Below are 16423 nucleotides of genomic sequence, written 5' to 3' on the forward strand. Positions count from 1 at the left end.
CTAGCCCGGACGGACCATCGGGAAGAGCACGGTCTCCCGGATGTTCTTCCCGGTGATCATCATGATCAGCCGGTCGACGCCCATGCCCAGTCCGCCGGAGGGCGGCATCGCGTACTCCAGGGCGCGCAGGAACTCCTCGTCGAGCTCCATCGCCTCGGGGTCGCCCCCGGCGGCGAGGATGGACTGCTCGGTGAGGCGCCGGCGCTGTTCGACCGGATCCACCAGCTCGGAGTACGCCGTGCCGATCTCGGCGCCGAAGCACACCAGGTCCCACCGCTCGGCCAGTCGCGGGTCGTCGCGGTGCGCCCGGGTCAGCGGTGAGACGTCGATCGGGAAGTCCCGGTAGAACGTGGGCTCGACGGTACGGCCCTCGACCAGCTCCTCGTACAGCTGAAGGAGCAGCCGGCCGGCGCCCCAGCCCGGCGCGTACGCGACGGCCGCCCGATCGCAGTGCTTGCGTAGCCGCTCGGCGCCCGTGCCGGCATTGACCTCCTCCCCGAGCGCGGCCGAGACCGCCTCGCCGACGGTGACGCTGCGCCAGGTGCCACCCAGGTCGTACGCGGTGCCGTCGCGCACGACGGTGGTGCCGCCGGAGACCGACCGCAGCACCCGCTGGATCATCTCCTGCGCGAGCACCTGCATCCGGTCGTAGTCCCAGTACGCCGCGTACGCCTCGAGCATGGTGAATTCGGGATTGTGGGTGGCGTCGGCCCCCTCGTTGCGGAAGTTGCGGTTCAGCTCGAACACCCGCTCGGAGCCGCCCACCATCAGTCGCTTGAGGTAGAGCTCCGGGGCGATGCGCAGGTAGAGGCCCATGTCGTAGGCGTTGATGTGGGTGCGGAACGGCCGCGCGTTGGCCCCGCCGTGGACGCTCTGCAGGATCGGTGTCTCGACCTCGAGGAACCCGTGCTCGTGCAGGTGGTCCCGGACCGCGCGGACGGCGGCGGGGCGCAGGTGCAGCATCCGCCGGGAGTCCTCGTTGGTGATCAGGTCGAGGTAGCGCTGCCGCACCCGCGCCTCGGGATCGGTGAACCCCCGGTGCTTGTCGGGCAGCGGCCGCAGGCATTTGGCGGTGATCGCCCACCGGTCGGCGAGCACGGAGAGCTCACCGCGGCGCGAGGTGATGACCTCGCCCTCCACGCCCACGTGGTCACCCAGGTCGACGTCGCGGCGCCAGGACCGCAGCGCCTCCTCGCCGACCCCGTCGAGCGCGATCATCACCTGCAGGGCGCCGGTGCTGTCCTTGACGGTGGCGAAGCACAGCTTGCCGGAACTCCGGGAGAGCGCCACCCGGCCGGCGATGCCGACGCGGTGCCCGGTCCGAGTGTCCGGCGCGAGGCCGCCGAACCGTTCGCGGATCTCGTGCATCGTCGCGGTACGCGGGAAGCCGACCGGATACAGGTCGACGCCGCGGGCGCGCAGCCGGTCGTACTTGTCCCGGCGGACCCGCACCTGCTCCGGCAGGCCGGCGAGCTGACGGGCCAGTTCCGCCGCCACCGGGTCCTGGTCGCTGTCCTGATCGGCGGCCTCGGCCGCGGCCACCAGCGCCGCGACCTCGGCGCCACCCTCGGTCGCCGAGATCAGCGGACTCACGTCCGGTTTGGTCGGGCGGCGGATCCGCAGCCGCATCGGTGACACGAAGCCCTCCGCGACCGCGGACGAGACGCCGATGCGCAGCAGGTCCCGCCGGTCGGCGTAGCACAGGTACCGCGGGTACCAGGCCGGCTGATACTTGGCGTTCGCGCGATACAGCGACTCCAGTTGCCACCAGCGTGAGCCGATCAGCAGGAAGCCGCGCCACAGTCGCAGCACCGGCCCGGCGCCGATGCGCTCGCCCTGCTCGAACGCGGCCCGGAACATCGCGAAGTTCAGCGAGATCCGGTCGACACCCAGCAGGCGTCCCTGGTGGATGAGCGACGTGACCATGAATTCGTTGACGCCGTTCTCGGCGGTCCGGTCGCGTCGCATCAGGTCCAGCGACAGGCCGCGATCGCCCCACGGGGCCAGCGACAGCAGCGCCCGGCGTACGCCGCCGGAGTCCAGGCACTCGATCAGGACGCAGCGTCCGTCGGCCGGATCGCCGAGCCGGGACAGCGCCATCGAGAAGCCGCGCTCGGTCTCGGTGTCCCGCCATCGGTCGGCGTCGGCCACGACGGCGGCCATGTCCGCGCCGTCGATGTCGGCGTGGCGCCGGATCCGCACGGTGTAACCGGCGCGGTCGACCCGCTGGACGGCCTGGCGCACCACCCGCATGGAACGTCCGTCGAGATCGAAGTCCCGGACGTCGATGACCGCCTCGTCGCCCAGTTCCAGGGCGCCCATGCCGGCCGCGATGTACGCCCGCGCGCCGGCCTCACCGGCGCCCATGACCGCCGGCGCCCATCCGAAGTATCGGGCCTCGGCCAGCCAGGCGTCGATCGCGCCGGCCCAGCCCTCGGGGGCGCCGATCGGGTCGCCGGCGGCCAGGCTCGCCCCGCTCACCACCTGGTAGGCGACGGCCGCCCGGTGTCCCGGCGACCAGATCACCGTCTTGTCGCGGCGGGTGGCGAAGTAGCCGAGGGAGTCGTTCTGCCCGAATTTCGCCAGCCGCTCCCGGACCCGGGCCTCGTCGTGCGGGTCGAGTGAGCGGTGAGCCTGCCGCGGACGCAGCAGAACCACGACCGCGGTCAGGAAGGCCAGCCCGCCCAGCAGTCCGCAGATGAAGGTGACCCAGGGCGGCCCGCGCCCGACGATTCCGGTGTCGTCGGCGTCGCCCAGACCGCCGAAGACGTGGTCGACCGCGTAGGCCGCGCGGTCGTCCTCCGTCGGCAGCGTCCCCGGCGCCATCCGCAGCAGCAGCCAGCCGAGCACGGACCCGATCGCGAGCAGCCCGACCAGCACCCCGAACGCCTTCCAGCCGTTTCCCCGCCGGATGCGGGCGGTGAACTGGTTCCGGGCCGCCACCAGGAACCCCACCGCGGTGCCGGTGATGAGCACGGCGGGCAGATAGGCGAGATCACCGCTGACGGTCTGCCCCAGGCGGCTCAGCACGGTGGGAACGGCCAGCAGGACCATCACCAGCCACCACGCGGCCCGCAGACGCCGGCGACAGGCGGCGGCCAGCAGGGAGAGCACGATGGCGTACGCCAGATTGGGCGTCACCGGGATCGAGACGTACTCGACCGCGACCCGCGGCCAGTGCAGCGCCGGGCGGAGGGCCGGGATCAGTGCCAGAAGGGCCGAGAAGCCGGCGACGAAGGCGAGGACGGACGCCAGCAGATCGGGGACACGCTCCAGCCGGCGACGGCGGTGTTCCAGACGCGGTCTTGTTGTCGCCGGGGCGCTGGGCGCCGGTGCCATGGACGCATCCATCCGCGCCTCCTCGGCTCAACGCGCCGAGCGGCTGTGCCGGCGTCGCGGCTCTCGCCGAGAAATATTCACCGTCGTCACGGCGATGGGAATCGGCCGGGCGGGGAAACTTGGCGGGTCGAGGCCACACCGACGGGGGATGGGCGTGCGGCCCGGGGCCGACCAGACTGCTTTCCTGTGGTCAGACGCGGCTCTACCCCGGCGCGTGGCAACCTTCCGGCCGAGCTGAACAGCTTCGTCGGGCGTCGGCGGGAACTGGCCGAGGTCAAGCGGCTGACGTCCGAGTTCCGGCTGGTCACGCTGTGCGGCATCGGCGGTGTGGGCAAGACCCGGCTGGCCCGGCGGGTGGCGGCCGAGGTGGGCCGCGCGTTCCCGGACGGCGTGTGGTTCGTCGACCTGGCCGAGGTGGGCCGGCGGGAGCAGACGGCGGCGCCCGAGACGTCGAACCGCGAGGTCCTGGCCCACGTGGTGGCGGCCGCGCTCGGCCTGCGCGAGCTCTCCGCCCGCGCGCCGGCGGAGGCCCTCCGCGATCACCTCGCGTCGCGCTCGCTGCTGGTGGTGCTGGACAACTGCGAGCACGTGCTGCCGGCCTGCGCGACGCTGGCCCACACGCTGCTCAGCGCCTGTCCCGGCCTGCGGATCATCGCGACCAGCCGGGAGCTCTTCGGGCTCATCGGCGAGGCGGCGTTCAGCGTGCCGCCGCTGCCGGTCCCCGATCCGGCCGAGCGGCCGGCGCTGGCCGACGCGATCGGGTCCGACTCGGTGGCGCTGTTCACCGCTCGCGCCGAGGCCCTGCTGCCCAGCTTCCGGCTCACCGTGGAGAACTATCGGGCGGTGGTCGAGGTCTGCCATCGCCTGGACGGCGTGCCGCTGGCCATCGAGCTTGCCGCCGCCCGCCTGCGGGTGCTCACTCCCGAGCAGATCGCGGCCCGGCTGACGAGCCGTTTCGCCCTGCTCAACCGCGGCAACCGTGAGGCCCCCGAGCGGCAGCAGACACTGTGGGGCTGCATCGACTGGAGCTACGAGCTGTGCGAGAAGCCGGAGCAGCGCCTCTGGGCCCGGCTGTCGATCTTCGCGGGCACCTTCGAGATGGACGCGATCGAGGGAATCTGCGCCGGCGACGACCTGGCCGACGCCGACCTGCTGGATCTGACCGCGGCCCTCATCGACAAGTCGATCCTCAGCCGCGACGACCGCGGCGCCGTCGTGCGCTACCGGCTGCTCGAGAGTCTCCGGGCGTACGGGCGGGAAAAGCTCGACGAGCACGGCGAGGAACTCGCCCTCGCCGGCCGGCACCGCGACTGGTACGAGGATCTGGTCGTGCGGGCCGGCCGGGAATGGATCGGCGAACGGCAGGCGTACTGGCTGCGCCGGCTCCACCAGGAGCGCGGGAACCTGCGCGCCGCGCTCGACTTCTGCCTGCGCGAGGCCGGCGAGCCGGAACGAGCCCTGCACATCCTGACCTGCCTGCCCGCGCTGTACTGGTGGGGCCGGGGCATGTTCAACGAGGGCCGCGGCTGGCTCGAACGGGCCCTCGACCGGACCGCCGCGCCGACCCCGTACCGCGCCCGGGCCCTGCTGCTGGCGGCCCGGATGGCGTTCGCGCAGGGCAACCTCGACGGCTGGCAGCGGCTGATGAACGATGGCGAGGACCTGGGACGGCGACTGGGCGATGCGTCGGCGCTGTCCTACGCGACGTTCATCCGGGGCACGGTCGCCCTGTTCGACGATGACCTCGCCACCGCCGTACGGCTGCTGGAAAAGGCCCTGACCACCCTGGACGGTGCCGGGACCGCCGTGCGCGACCAGCGGCTGCACTTGCTCTTCACGCTCGTTGCGGCTGTCGGGCTGCACGGCGACCAGGAGCGCGCGGCCGCCCTCTACCGGCAGGTGCTGGCCGACACCGAGGCCTGCGGGGAGGGCTTCCATCGATCCAACGCGATGTGGGCGTTCGGGCTGGCGGCGTGGCGGCAGGGCGACCTGCGCACGGCGACCGAGAATCAGCAGGCCAGCCTGCGGCTGAAACGGACGAGCGGCCTCGACGACCCGCTCGGCACCGCGCTCTGCCTGGAGGTGCTCGCCTGGATCGAGACCGGGCGCGAACCGGGGCGCGCGGCCGTCCTGCTCGGTGCCGTCGACGCCCAATGGTCCCGGCACGGCTCGTCGATCAACTCGTATCCGCATCTGGTGGGGCACCGGAAGGCCTGCGAGCGGCACACCCGGCACGCCCTCGAGGAGCCGGCGTTCGAGGACGCCTACCGTCGCGGGCGAAGCCTCTCGTACGAGGAATCGCTCGCGTACGCGCTGGGGGAGCGACGGCCCGCGGCCGGGCCGGAGCCGGTCGGCCGGATCCGGCTCACCTCCCGCGAGCACCAGGTCGCCGTGCTGGTCGCGGGCGGACTGGGCAACGCCGACATCGCCCGGCGCCTCGTGATCTCGCAGCGCACCGCGGAGAGCCATGTCGCGAACATCCTGACAAAGCGCGGTTTCACGTCCCGTTCGCAGATAGCCGCGTGGATCGGTCACCCGGTCGAGTGACGTCCTTCCCCCGTACGGATGGCGCAACGAAGCTGGACTGATGGCAGCTCCGACGTCCCGCCGGGCGGTGGTCACCGGCGGCATCGGCACTTTCATCGAGGGCTATGACATTCTCCTGTACGGCTACCTGGCCGGCGTTCTGGCCCAGCAGTTCTTCCCAGCCGGCGACCCCACGGCGGCCCTGCTCAACACGTTCGCGATCTTCGCGGTCGGCTTCCTGGTGCGCCCGATCGGCGGCCTGCTCTTCGGGCACATCGGCGACCATTTCGGACGGCGTACGGCGTTGGTGTCGTCGATCCTGCTGATCGCGGGCGCGACGGTGGCGATCGGGCTGCTCCCGACGTACGACGAGATCGGGCGGGCGGCCCCGGCGCTGCTGCTGGCCTGCCGCCTGCTGCAGGGGCTCTCGATCGGCGGCGAGTACGTGGGCGCCAACATCCTGATGCTCGAGCACGCCGGTCCGGGCCGCTACGGCCGCGCGGTGTCGGCCAACCAGGTCGCCAGCTACCTGGGCGCGGCCGGCGCGGCGGCGACCGGCCTGCTCCTGACCGCCGCGCTCACCCCCGAGCAGATGACGACCTGGGGGTGGCGGCTGCCGTTCCTGGCCGCCGTGCCGCTCGGCGTGGTCGTGCTCTACCTGCGCCTTCGCATGCCGGAGAGCCCGGCGGTCGACCGGCAGGGGTCGCCGGCTCTGCCGCTGGCCGTCGCGGCCCGGACCGCCAAGCGCGGCATGCTGGTGTTCGCGGGCTGGCTCACCATGGTCACGCTCGGCGGGTTTCTCCTGTTCGGCTACATGCCCACGTACCTCAACCGGGTCGTCGGCGTCGGTCCGGCCGCGGCGTTCGGCGTCACCCTCGGCGGGCTCGCCGCGCTGGCGGCCGGGGCGATCGCCGGCGGCTACCTGGTCGACCGGTACCCGCCGCGCACCGTCGCGATCGCGTCCGCCTTCGGCGTGGCCGTCACCATCGGGCCCAGCTTCCTCATCATGCAGCACGGTACGGTTGGCGCCGCCCTGGCCGGGCAGGTGGTCTGGGCGTGGTGCGTCGGCGTGGGGGCGACCGTGAGCGCGCTGCTGAGCGTGACCGAGTTCCCGGCCCCGATCCGGTACACCGCCACCGCGCTGGCGTACAACGTGACCGTGGTGGTGCTGGGCGGCACCGCGCCGTACGTGTCTACCTGGCTCGTCGCGCGCACGGGGACGCCGCTCGCGCCGGCCGGGTACCTCGCCGTCATGGCGCTGGTCGCCCTGGGCACGGCCATCGTGGGGCTACGGCCCCGTCTCCGTACGCATCTCCGTAGTTTCACGGTGGTCTACCCAGCGTCCCCCGGCGAGAGTGGGTGGCAGTGAGATGGGAGGTGACCCGCCATGTTCATCGAGACCGGCGGAATGTCGGACCGAGCCCGGGGCACCGAACTGGCCAACGCGGCCGAGGCATTGCTGGCCGAGGCCACGGTGGACACCATCGACGCGGCGCACGCCGTACGGCTGGCAGAGGTCAGCGCCGTCCTCGCCCTGTACTGGGAGCTGCGGCACCAGGGCAGTTCCGACCTCCCGGCGGACCCGGTGGACCTGTCCCGGTTTGTCCGCCCGGCCGTGCCGGCCAACGAGCCGGGCGCGTGACCATGTCCGAACCGGTCACCCCCGCACGACTGCTCGGCCAGGAGCTCGCCGAGGCCGCCGAAAAACTCCTGATCGAGGTACGCCGGGAGCGGCCGGACCCGGCCGACGCGGTGCGGCTCGCCACTGTGCAGGCCCTGCTCGCGCTCTACTGGGAGGTGCGGCACCAGAGCGCCGGCGACGCCGCCCCCGGCCTCGAGCGGATCTCCGCCCTGCTGAGCGGTCCGCCCGCCTCGTAGGCCGCGTCCCGTTGCACCTCGCCCACGTCGACGCGCTCGTCCGCGAATCCCTCGAACATGACGTGGCTACGCCGGTGGTTCGACGATCGTGGGCGCGCTCTGGGGCCGGCGCTGCGATGGAACAGGAGTCGGGGCGCCGGAGACGACGGCGGGCTGGATCTCGGCCGTCACCGGTTCGCTGCTCGGGGTGGGCGCGCCGAGCCGCGCCCTCACGGTCTGCCGCGCCTGTGTCACCGCGGGATGGGCTTGGACTTTGCGGGCCGTGGCGGCGATCTGCTCGTACTTGTCGCGGCCGGCACGACTGCCGAGCACATATCCGATGGCCAGTCCTGCGGTCAGTTTGAACATTTTCACAATGTTTCCTCTTATCCCTGGTCTGTTTGTTGTTCAGTCCGGCCATTGGCCGGTGGCCTTGCGCACGCCGGTCGCCCCGGCCCGGTCGACAGCGGCCTTGACGACCGCGAAGATGGCGCCCTGGATGGCGGCGGCGATCAGGATCTCGGTCCAGCCGCGGTCCTCGTCGGTCGCGTTCGGTGCGTCGTCGTCGTGGCCGGCGACCTTCCACACCTGCTTGAAGATCAGGCTCGAGACAAGGCCGGCGCCCGCCCCGAGCAGTAGGCCGACGGGCTTGTAGGCGATCTTCACCGCGGTGCTCACGAGCGGATCCTGCGTGTGACGACGACGACCACCACGATCACTGCGGCCGCCGCCGCCGCGAACGCGGCCAGCGGCAACCGGCGGCGTACCGGGGCGGGCAGGTCGGCCTCGGACAGCTGCTGCTTGGCCGTCGATGCCTTCTCCGCCACCACGCCGGCCGCCTGCGCCGCCTGATCCTTCACGTCGGTCAGCGTCTGCCGGGCTCGCCCACCGGCGTCTCCGAGGGCCTGTTTGGTGCGGGCTTTCACATCGGTCTTGGCGGCTAGCTGTTCTACTGTTTCGCCCAGCTCCGCGCGGGTCTGCTCGATCTCTTCGCGTAGCCGCTGCGGGTCGGCGGGGATCTCCGGCTTGGTCATGACGAGCGTCCTTCCCGTACGGCGTTCTTGACGGTCTGCAGATCGGCCTGTGCGCCCGCCACGGCGTCGCGGGGCACCGGCGGGAAGGCGGCCTGAATTTTCTTCCTACCGGCCAGGGCGGCGACGCCGGCGGCGGCGAAGACGACGACCATCACGGCCAGGACCGCCAGCCACAACGGCCAGGCCAGGTCCAGCAAGACCACTGCCAGGGTGAGCAACAGCCCTACCCCGTACAGACCGAGCACCGCGGCACCGCCGAACAGGCCACCGCCCAGCCCGGCACGCTTGCCCTTTTCCGTCAGCTCCAGCTTCGCCAACGCCAACTCGTCGCGTACCAGCGTCGAGATCTGCGCTGTGGCCTGGTTCACCAGGTCCGACGTGGAGGCCCCGGGGGGCGACTCCCGGAACGAGGCTTCCGACATGTTCCACTCCTTACCGTCACGACCGGGATCGCCCCCGCCGGCCGGTCAGCCTGTGGTCTCGTCCGCGACGGCGGCCGAGCCTGCGTGCGATGGTGAGGTCGTCCTCGCTGAGTCGGGATACGCCCCTGAAGTCCCCCGCCGAGCGATTTTCTAACCTCTCCAGCGTTTTGCACTCGCCCGGCGAGAGGGCGGGGCATGGGCTGCGGTCAATGCGTGCGGGTGCCGGATCGGCCGGCGCGGTCGCGACGGTCAGGGGCGAACCCGGTAGGTGACGTGGAGAACCGTGCTCGCGGCGCGCGCCCACACCTGCTCGAGGTGGAGCGGCGGGACGCCGTCGAAGAGGCGGGCGCCGGCGCCGAAGGTGATCGGCACGATGTGCAGCCGCAGCTCGTCGACGACGCCGGCGGCCAGGTACTGGTTGATCGTGTCGGCGCCGCCGTGGATCGAGACGTCCCCGGCACCGGCGGCGGCGCGGGCCTGCGCGAGCGCGGACTCGATGCCGTCGGTGACGAAGTGGTACGTGGTGCCGCCCTCCATCGGCTGCGGGTCGCGCGCGTGGTGGGTGAGCACGAAGACCGGGGCGTGGAACGGCGGGTTGTCGCCCCACCAGCCGTTCCATGGCCGGTCCCAGGCGCCCCGGACCGGGCCGAACATGTTGCGGCCCATGATGACGGCGGAGGCGGCGCCGATCTGCTCGACCTCGGCCCGGTTCTCCTCCCCGGCCTCGAACATCCAGGCATGCAGGGTGTTTCCCCAGCCGTCGCCGCCGTCCTCACCGAACGGGCGTTCCTCCGACTGATTGAGCCCGGCCGCGTACCCGTCGGCGGTGATGGTCTGATTGACGATCACCTTGCCCCGAGGTGTGGTCATGGTGTTTCCCTTCCTGTGTGCGGGTGGGTGTACTCACCGCGGCGCGCCGCCATGACGGCGATCATGAATCATGCTCGCAGACATCTCCACGACGGGCCGGGCCCGGTGACCGCGATATCGCATCCACGCCGACCCCACTCGTTCCCTCGACACATTCGAACCCGATCGAATCCACGCCGTTCCGGGGTGGGTTATTCGACGTGGTTCGAACTTGTTTCGCAGCACCGTTCGCCCGGCCCATTCTGGCGACATGAATCCCCTCCCGGAATCCGTCGAAGTCCGCCGCGGCACTCCGCGGGACGCCGCGACGCTGCTGGCCTTGCAGCACCGGCTCGACGCGCAGAGCCGGTTCATGCTGCTCGAGCCGGGGGAACGCGCCGACGATCCGGCGGCGGTGGCCCGTCGGCTCGGCGACCAGCTCGGCTTCGACATCCTGGCGTTCCACCACGACATCGCCGTGGGCTGGGCCCAGGTCGAGGTCCAGCCGTGGGCCCGAGTGCGTCACATCGGGTACGTGGTGCTGGGCGTCGACCGGGAGCATCACGCCCGCGGTGTCGGGACGCGGCTGATGAAGGCCGCGGTGCACGAAGCCGGCGTCGCCGGACTGACTCGTCTCGAGCTCACCGTGATGACCGACAACGCCCCGGCGATCCGCCTGTACCTGCGCCACGGCTTCGTCGTCGAGGGCGTACGCCGCCGAGCGATCATGCGCGGATCCGGCCAGTACGTCGACGAGCTCTCCATGGGCCTGCTGCTGCCCGGACCGACGAGCCGTCAGTCGCCGGTCGGGGCCGGCAGGGCGCCACGCAGGAGCGCGTCTCCCAGCGCGGTGCGCCGGTAGACGACGCCGCGGCCGCTGCGGCGGCCGGTGACCAGGCCACTGCGGCTCAAGAGATGCAGATGGTACGAGACGGTGGGCGCCTGGTGCCCGTCCAGCAGGCTGAGGTCCTGGGTGGTGCGCGGGTCGTCGAGCAGCCGCAGCAGGCTCAGCCGCGTGGACCCGATCAGCTCGCCCAGCCCGGCGGTGTGATCGACTTGCTGCGGCTCCGACCACAGAATCCCGGTTCCCCGCGCGGCGTAGGTCAGGGCCGGGGTCCGGGGCCGTTCGGCGGCGTACAGGATCGGCCCGGAATGCGCCGTGCACGGGATGAACAGCACCCCGTCGTCGGCCCAGTCGACCACGGCGTCGAACGGGCGCGGCAGGCTCAAGGTGCGACCGTCCCAGGCGAGAGCCTCGTCGAGGGTGGCGAGCATGGCGGCGATGCCGTGCGTCGACATGGTCTCCGCGCGGAAGGCCACGTCGGCGTCGAGGACGGCGCCCACCTGCGCCCACTGGTCGGCGATCGCGGCATCGAAGAACCGGCCCATCGCCGCGGCCGCCTCCTCGAGGAGCGTGGCCTCGCCGGCGTCGAAGAGCTCCTGCAGCAGCGGCGCCGGGCGGCGGCGCCACCTGCGATAGGCGCGCTCGTTGGCGAACCCGTCGGCGAACTCGGGACGTACCGGCCGCCCGTCGAAGGCGAAGTCCAGTTGGGACGCGACCTCCTCGCGCGGGTTCGACGCGATCGCCTCGACCATGCCGTCGCGGGTCTCCCGGGAGCGCTGCGGATGCGGGGTGAGGAAGTCCGGGACGTACCGGTGCTCCATGGGGGTGGGGACCAGGGCGTGCAGCAGGTCCAGCGTCCAGGTGTCCAGCCGGGCCAGGGCCTGGGCGTACCAGCGCCGCACATGGGCCTGGGCCGGGCCGCGGCGTGCCTGGAGCGTCGAGATGATCTCGACCGCGGGCGAGGTCGCGAAGCGGGACCGGGACAAGGTCCGCGCATCGGTCTCTATCCGGATCGCCATGATCGACCTCCCGCCAATTCGAGCCTCATCGAATGTATCGTCTCGGAGTAAGGGCGGGCCGAGTCTGACGGCATGACAACTACGCTCGTATCCACCCCCACTCGCCCGGCCGCGGGAAATCGACGTCGACACTGGCGGCGGTTCGGCTGGGTGCTCCTGCCGGCCCTGACGCCCATCCTGGTCACCGCGGCGTTCGCCGCACTGACGCTGCCCGTCGCGGCCGGTCAGGTCTATGAGGCGCCGGCCCCCGCGACCGACGCCAGGTCGGCCGTGACCGTCGACCCGGCCAAGCCGACGGCGGTGATCGTGCTCGGCCCGCAGGGCACCAACGTCGCCGACTCCCTTCCGCCCTTCGAGGTGCTGGCGGCCACCGGCCGGTTCAATGTGCTGCTCGCCGCCACCACGCCCGGCCCGTCGCCACTCGCCGGCGGCGTCGACGTCGTTCCCCACACCACGTTCGAGCAACTGGCCACCCTGGTCCCGGGCGGACCCGACGTGGTGATCGTCCCGCAGCTCAAGGGCGACCCGGCGAGGATGAAGCCCGTACTGGACTGGCTCCGCCAGGTGCACGCCGGCCCGCGGCCACCGCTGATGGTGTCGGTCTGCGTCGGCGCCCGGCAGCTCGCCGAGGCCGGCATCCTCGACCGGCGACCGGCCACGTCGCACTGGCTCGGCATGATCGGCCTGCGCCGCGACTTCGCCGGCGTGCGGTGGCGTGACGACGTCACCTACGTCGACGACGGCGACGTCATCACCTCGGCCGGCGTGCTCTTCGGGATCGACGCCACGCTACGGGTGGTCGAACGCCTCACCGACCAGCAGACCGCCGCGGCCGCCGCCGACGCGATCCACTGGGACCACTACAGTCCCGGCCGGCCCGCCCGCATCGACCCACCCCACCTCCGCCCGGCCGACGCGCCCGCGTTCCTGTCCGCGGCCTACCGCTGGGACCGCCCGTCCACCGGGGTCCTGCTCACCGAGGGCATCGGCGAGACCGAGGTCGCCGCGGCCCTGCGCCCGTACACCGAACTCTCCTACCTGGACCACAGCACCACCGTCACCATGGACGGGCGCCCGGTCCGGACCGCGCACGGCCTGGCCCTCGTCCCGCACGGCAGCGTCACCGCCCCCGAGCGGCATGTGGACCGGCTGCTGGTCCCGGGTCACACCGCCGAGCAGGTGGACGCGATGCCGCTGCCGGACGGGCTGGACGCCACCGTTCTGCAGCCCGACCGGGAAGCTTTCGCCTTCGACGGCTCCCTGCAGGACATCGCCCGCACCACCGACGTCGCCACCGCCCGATGGGTGGCCAAGTCGATGCAGTACCCCACCGCCGGCCTGACCCTCGACGGTCACGCCTGGCCGTGGGGACTGACCGCCCGGGCCGTGGTCATCGCCCTCGCGCCCCTCCTCATCCTCATCGCTGGCCGACGCTTGTGGCTGCGCCGCCGCACACTGCAACAACGCATTCAATAGAAGGAGTACGCATGTCCAGCTCCATTTCTGTCCTGTACATGTCGGTTTCCCTCGACGGTTACATCTCCACCCCCGACGACTACCTGGGCGGCGAGGACGGTGAACGACTGCACAAGTGGTTCGACCGGACCGACGACGCCGGAGAGCAGACCGCGGCGGTCAAGGCCCTGGTCGCCGAGCTGGGCGCCACCGGCGCGGTGGTGACCGGACGGCGGACGGCCGAGCTGATGGACCACTGGGGCGGCGACCTGCACGGCGCCCCGATCTTCGTGCCCAGCCACCGCCCACCCGGCCCCGCGGCCCGCTACTCGTACCCCAAGGTGACCTACGTGACCGAGGGCATCGAGGCCGCCATGGCCCAGGCGAAAGCGGCGGCCGGCGACAAGAACGTCTATGTCCAGGGCGGGTACACCGGGCAGCAGGCGCTGGCGGCCGGTGTCCTCGACCAGATCCAGGTGCACCTCGTCCCGGTGCTGCTCGGGGGCGGTCACCGGCTGTTCGACCTGCTGCCTAAGGAGGTCGAGCTCGAGGTGGTCCGCGTCATCGACACCCCCGACGCCACCCACATCCGCTACCAGGTCACCCGGTAACCGCCCGTGCCGTGCCCGACGGGCTCGTTGCAGGCCGCAAACGTAGGTTTTGTCAGGACTTTCCGATCTCTCGTGTAGGGACGCGTTTGTATTGCTTGCCTAAGGGCAAGCAACACGACGTTGGCTACGGAGGTGAACACAGTGACGGCGGAGACATCCCCGAGCCCAGGCACCGGGTATCCGGCATCCACGTCTGACCTGGTCGGTCAGGCGGCCGCGCAAATCTCGACATTGGTGCGCGACGAGCTGGCGCCTGAGCCGCCCTGTCCTGCCAATGTCGAAACACGAGGAGGCACCACGTGAAGATCGTCAAACTCGCCGCCGGATTCGCCGTCGGCTACGTGCTCGGGAGCCGCGCCGGTCGCGACGCGTACGAGAAAATCGCTGCCAACGCCCGGCAGTTGCGCGAGCATCCGACCGTGCGTCAAGCGCAGGAAAAGGCCACCGTCGCGCTGTCCAGCGGCACCGACGCCGTGACGGCGAAGCTGCACCAGGCCGCCGTCGACACCACGCCCGGGCCGAGTACGTCGGCTACCGGCAAGGCGCGGCCCGCGCCGAAGAAGACGGCCGTGATCACGCCCGTGGAATCCGCGGGACAGCCGCTGATCTGACGAGCGAACCGGCGTGGGCCGATGGCACCTGCCGCGGCCCGCGCTTTTCGCTCCGCTGTCGACGAACTCAGCGCGGCGTCCTAACCGCATTGGTGAGCGGCCGGCCGACCCACGTACGCGGCCGGCCGGTCGCCCAAGAGGTCACCGAACTTCAGCTCAGGGTCCATTTCTGGTTGGCGCCGCCGTTGCAGGTCCACAATTCGACCGGCGAATTGTTGGCGGTCGCGGCCCCGGTGACGTCCAGGCACAGGCCCGACTGCACACCGGTGATCGTGCCGTTGGCGTTGACGGTCCATTGCTGGTTGGTCTGGCCGTTGCAATCCCAGATCTCGACCTTCGTACCGGGTGAGGTCTGGTTGTTGTACGCGTCCAGGCATTTGCCGAGCACCTGCAGCTGGCTGCCGCTGCGCGTCCAGCGCTGATTGGTGCCGCCGTTGCAGTCCCAGATCACCTGCTGGGTCCCGTTCGTCGTCGTGCCGTTCGGATCGTCCAGGCATCGGTTCGATCCGGTTCCGCGAATCGCCACCGTGGTATCGGTGCCGCCGCCGGTGGTGCCACCCGACACCCGGTACATGACCACGCCGTGTCCCGGCACGCTCGCGCTGATCGTCCCGGTGGTGCTGCTGGTCGTGCCGGCCCAGAGATCGTTGAGCCCGTAGCTGGACGCGCCGGATTTCCCGATCGCGGAAACGGTCGTGCTGATCGTCGACGTCGAGGCGTTCTCGTTGAACAGCACCACCGACACATCGCCGTTGGCCAGCGGCTTGGCCAGCACGTCGAGCCCTCCGGACGAGCTGACCAGCCGGCCCTGCTTACCGGCCGAGTCCTGATCCACGGCGATCACCGCCCGGTTGCCCAGAATCGACAGGGTGGTCGAACTGGCATTGACCAGGTTGTTGCCGGCCAGCAGCGGCGCGGCCATCTGGGCCCAGAGGCTGAAATGCGCCCGGTCCTCGGTGGCCGACATGCCGTTACCGACCTCGAGCATGTCCGGGTCGTTCCATTGACCGGGGCCGGCGTAGGACGCCAGGCCGACATTCTGGTGGAAGATCGACAACATGCTGTTGTAGTTGGCCTGGATATCGCCGGTCGTGCGCCACAAATTGCCGACCGGGGCCGCCCACGTCCACGGCGCGTTCACGCCCCACTCGCAGATGCTGTAGACGATCGGCCGTCCGGTGGCCGCCAGCGCGTCCCGCATCGCCGAGTACCGCGCGATGTACTGCTCGGTCGTGCTGGAGCCGTTGTTGTTGCAGTTGTCGTACTTCAGATAATCGACACCCCAGGCGGCGAACGTCCGGGCGTCCTGCGCCTCGTGCCCCAGGCTGCCGGGGTAACCGGCGCAGGTCGCGGTGCCCGCATCCTCGTAGATTCCCAGCTTCAGGCCCTTGGAATGGACGTACGCCGCGGTGCCGGAGATGCCGTCGGGAAACTTGCCGAAATCGGGCTGCAGATTGCCCGCCGAGTCGCGGCTGTGCTGCATCCAGCAATCGTCGATATTCACGTACTGGTAGCCGGCCGCGGCCAGGCCCGACGAGACGATCTTGTCGGCGGTCTGCTTCACCAGCGTCTCCGAGACATTGCACCCGTACGCGTTCCAGTCGTTCCAGCCCATCGGCGGAGTCAGCGCGAGATTGTTGGCCAGAGCCTGCGCGGCGGGCGCGGTCCGCACGCCGACGCCCCAGGTGATGCCGGCCGCCAGCAGAAGCACCGCGGACCGGACCAGCCAGCGCCGCGCGATCGTGCGTGTCGCAAACATCCGTGCACCAGCTCTCTGGTTGTCAGCTACGGGGGCTCGCCGGCGAGTTGAGAACGTTAACAAGCCATATCGCGAGATTGCCAGAATGTTGCAAGAC

At 71.1% G+C, this 16423-nt stretch carries 16 protein-coding genes; 8 read left to right on the forward strand and 8 right to left on the reverse strand.

Translation table 11 applies throughout. The features are described from left to right. Positions 1-3351, reverse strand: a complete 3351-nt coding sequence (gene lysX, locus A3CQ_RS0128485) for a bifunctional lysylphosphatidylglycerol synthetase/lysine--tRNA ligase LysX (protein ID WP_157296439.1) — start codon at positions 3349-3351, stop codon at positions 1-3. A gap of 174 nt (positions 3352-3525) precedes the next feature. On the opposite strand from lysX, the gene A3CQ_RS54380 reads away from it, so the two are divergent. The 4 genes from A3CQ_RS54380 to A3CQ_RS0128505 are packed head-to-tail and all read left to right on the forward strand — an operon-like array spanning position 3526 to position 7743. After that, positions 3526-5886 (forward strand): ATP-binding protein, encoded by a 2361-nt coding sequence (locus A3CQ_RS54380; protein ID WP_020514360.1) that lies wholly within the window; start codon positions 3526-3528, stop codon positions 5884-5886. Positions 5887-5926: 40 nt separating this feature from the next. Next, positions 5927-7234 carry an MFS transporter gene (locus tag A3CQ_RS54385; RefSeq protein ID WP_084699263.1) on the forward strand — a complete coding sequence of 436 codons (1308 nt, stop codon included), beginning with the start codon at positions 5927-5929 and terminating at the stop codon, positions 7232-7234. A gap of 18 nt (positions 7235-7252) precedes the next feature. Continuing rightward, complete coding sequence (locus tag A3CQ_RS0128500; protein WP_020514362.1) at positions 7253-7507, forward strand: hypothetical protein; 255 nt, start codon at positions 7253-7255, stop codon at positions 7505-7507. Then, positions 7504-7743, forward strand: coding sequence for a hypothetical protein (locus A3CQ_RS0128505; RefSeq protein WP_020514363.1), 240 nt, complete (start codon positions 7504-7506; stop codon positions 7741-7743). The genes A3CQ_RS0128500 and A3CQ_RS0128505 overlap by 4 nt, the downstream gene beginning before the upstream one ends. A 66-nt stretch (positions 7744-7809) precedes the next feature. Here A3CQ_RS0128505 and A3CQ_RS54390 read toward each other — a convergent pair whose 3' ends face one another. The 5 genes from A3CQ_RS54390 to A3CQ_RS0128530 form a co-directional block, all read right to left on the reverse strand. Next, a complete protein-coding gene (locus A3CQ_RS54390; RefSeq protein WP_020514364.1) occupies positions 7810-8091 on the reverse strand; it encodes a hypothetical protein in 282 nt (93 codons plus the stop codon). A gap of 39 nt (positions 8092-8130) precedes the next feature. Further along, the gene (locus A3CQ_RS0128515) at positions 8131-8400 is read right to left on the reverse strand and encodes a DUF4235 domain-containing protein (protein ID WP_020514365.1); all 270 of its coding nucleotides are present in this window, start codon (positions 8398-8400) and stop codon (positions 8131-8133) included. After that, positions 8397-8756 carry a DUF3618 domain-containing protein gene (locus A3CQ_RS0128520; protein WP_020514366.1) on the reverse strand — a complete coding sequence of 120 codons (360 nt, stop codon included), beginning with the start codon at positions 8754-8756 and terminating at the stop codon, positions 8397-8399. The genes A3CQ_RS0128515 and A3CQ_RS0128520 overlap by 4 nt, the downstream gene beginning before the upstream one ends. Beyond that, a complete protein-coding gene (locus A3CQ_RS54395) occupies positions 8753-9178 on the reverse strand; it encodes a phage holin family protein (RefSeq protein WP_020514367.1) in 426 nt (141 codons plus the stop codon). Before A3CQ_RS54395 ends, A3CQ_RS0128520 begins: the two co-directional genes overlap by 4 nt. Positions 9179-9427: 249 nt before the next feature. Further along, positions 9428-10048 (reverse strand): dihydrofolate reductase family protein, encoded by a 621-nt coding sequence (locus tag A3CQ_RS0128530; protein WP_020514368.1) that lies wholly within the window; start codon positions 10046-10048, stop codon positions 9428-9430. A gap of 250 nt (positions 10049-10298) precedes the next feature. Between A3CQ_RS0128530 and A3CQ_RS0128535 the strand changes: the two genes are divergently transcribed. Further along, positions 10299-10889, forward strand: coding sequence for a GNAT family N-acetyltransferase (locus tag A3CQ_RS0128535; protein WP_020514369.1), 591 nt, complete (start codon positions 10299-10301; stop codon positions 10887-10889). Here the strand turns inward: A3CQ_RS0128535 and A3CQ_RS0128540 are convergent. Further along, on the reverse strand, positions 10823-11890 hold the full coding sequence (locus A3CQ_RS0128540) for an ArsR/SmtB family transcription factor (RefSeq protein WP_020514370.1): 1068 nt from the start codon (positions 11888-11890) through the stop codon (positions 10823-10825). The genes A3CQ_RS0128535 and A3CQ_RS0128540 overlap by 67 nt on opposite strands. A gap of 72 nt (positions 11891-11962) precedes the next feature. On the opposite strand from A3CQ_RS0128540, the gene A3CQ_RS0128545 reads away from it, so the two are divergent. From A3CQ_RS0128545 to A3CQ_RS54400, 3 genes are all read left to right on the forward strand, one after another. Beyond that, complete coding sequence (locus A3CQ_RS0128545; protein ID WP_084699264.1) at positions 11963-13366, forward strand: DJ-1/PfpI family protein; 1404 nt, start codon at positions 11963-11965, stop codon at positions 13364-13366. A gap of 11 nt (positions 13367-13377) precedes the next feature. After that, positions 13378-13956: a dihydrofolate reductase family protein gene (locus tag A3CQ_RS0128550; RefSeq protein WP_040433083.1), complete on the forward strand. Its 579-nt coding sequence runs from the start codon at positions 13378-13380 to the stop codon at positions 13954-13956. 299 nt (positions 13957-14255) lie between these two features. Beyond that, positions 14256-14567 carry a hypothetical protein gene (locus A3CQ_RS54400; RefSeq protein ID WP_020514373.1) on the forward strand — a complete coding sequence of 104 codons (312 nt, stop codon included), beginning with the start codon at positions 14256-14258 and terminating at the stop codon, positions 14565-14567. A gap of 151 nt (positions 14568-14718) precedes the next feature. On the opposite strand, the gene A3CQ_RS0128560 is transcribed toward A3CQ_RS54400, so the two are convergent. Beyond that, positions 14719-16326, reverse strand: coding sequence for a glycoside hydrolase family 27 protein (locus tag A3CQ_RS0128560; protein WP_020514374.1), 1608 nt, complete (start codon positions 16324-16326; stop codon positions 14719-14721). Between the last annotated feature and the right edge of the window lie 97 nt (positions 16327-16423).

The sequence above is a fragment of the Paractinoplanes globisporus DSM 43857 genome, from assembly GCF_000379645.1.
GTDB lineage: Bacteria > Actinomycetota > Actinomycetes > Mycobacteriales > Micromonosporaceae > Actinoplanes > Actinoplanes globisporus.

Coding starts and splice junctions, on each gene's coding strand:
- A3CQ_RS0128530 (WP_020514368.1), bottom strand. CDS start 10,048: ATGACCACACCTCGGGGCAAGGTGATCGTCAATCAGACCATCACCGCC.
- A3CQ_RS0128545 (WP_084699264.1), top strand. CDS start 11,963: ATGACAACTACGCTCGTATCCACCCCCACTCGCCCGGCCGCGGGAAAT.
- A3CQ_RS0128535 (WP_020514369.1), top strand. CDS start 10,299: ATGAATCCCCTCCCGGAATCCGTCGAAGTCCGCCGCGGCACTCCGCGG.
- A3CQ_RS0128540 (WP_020514370.1), bottom strand. CDS start 11,890: ATGGCGATCCGGATAGAGACCGATGCGCGGACCTTGTCCCGGTCCCGC.
- A3CQ_RS0128500 (WP_020514362.1), top strand. CDS start 7,253: ATGTTCATCGAGACCGGCGGAATGTCGGACCGAGCCCGGGGCACCGAA.
- lysX (WP_157296439.1), bottom strand. CDS start 3,351: ATGGATGCGTCCATGGCACCGGCGCCCAGCGCCCCGGCGACAACAAGA.
- A3CQ_RS54385 (WP_084699263.1), top strand. CDS start 5,927: ATGGCAGCTCCGACGTCCCGCCGGGCGGTGGTCACCGGCGGCATCGGC.
- A3CQ_RS0128560 (WP_020514374.1), bottom strand. CDS start 16,326: ATGTTTGCGACACGCACGATCGCGCGGCGCTGGCTGGTCCGGTCCGCG.
- A3CQ_RS54390 (WP_020514364.1), bottom strand. CDS start 8,091: ATGTTCAAACTGACCGCAGGACTGGCCATCGGATATGTGCTCGGCAGT.
- A3CQ_RS54395 (WP_020514367.1), bottom strand. CDS start 9,178: ATGTCGGAAGCCTCGTTCCGGGAGTCGCCCCCCGGGGCCTCCACGTCG.
- A3CQ_RS0128550 (WP_040433083.1), top strand. CDS start 13,378: ATGTCCAGCTCCATTTCTGTCCTGTACATGTCGGTTTCCCTCGACGGT.
- A3CQ_RS0128520 (WP_020514366.1), bottom strand. CDS start 8,756: ATGACCAAGCCGGAGATCCCCGCCGACCCGCAGCGGCTACGCGAAGAG.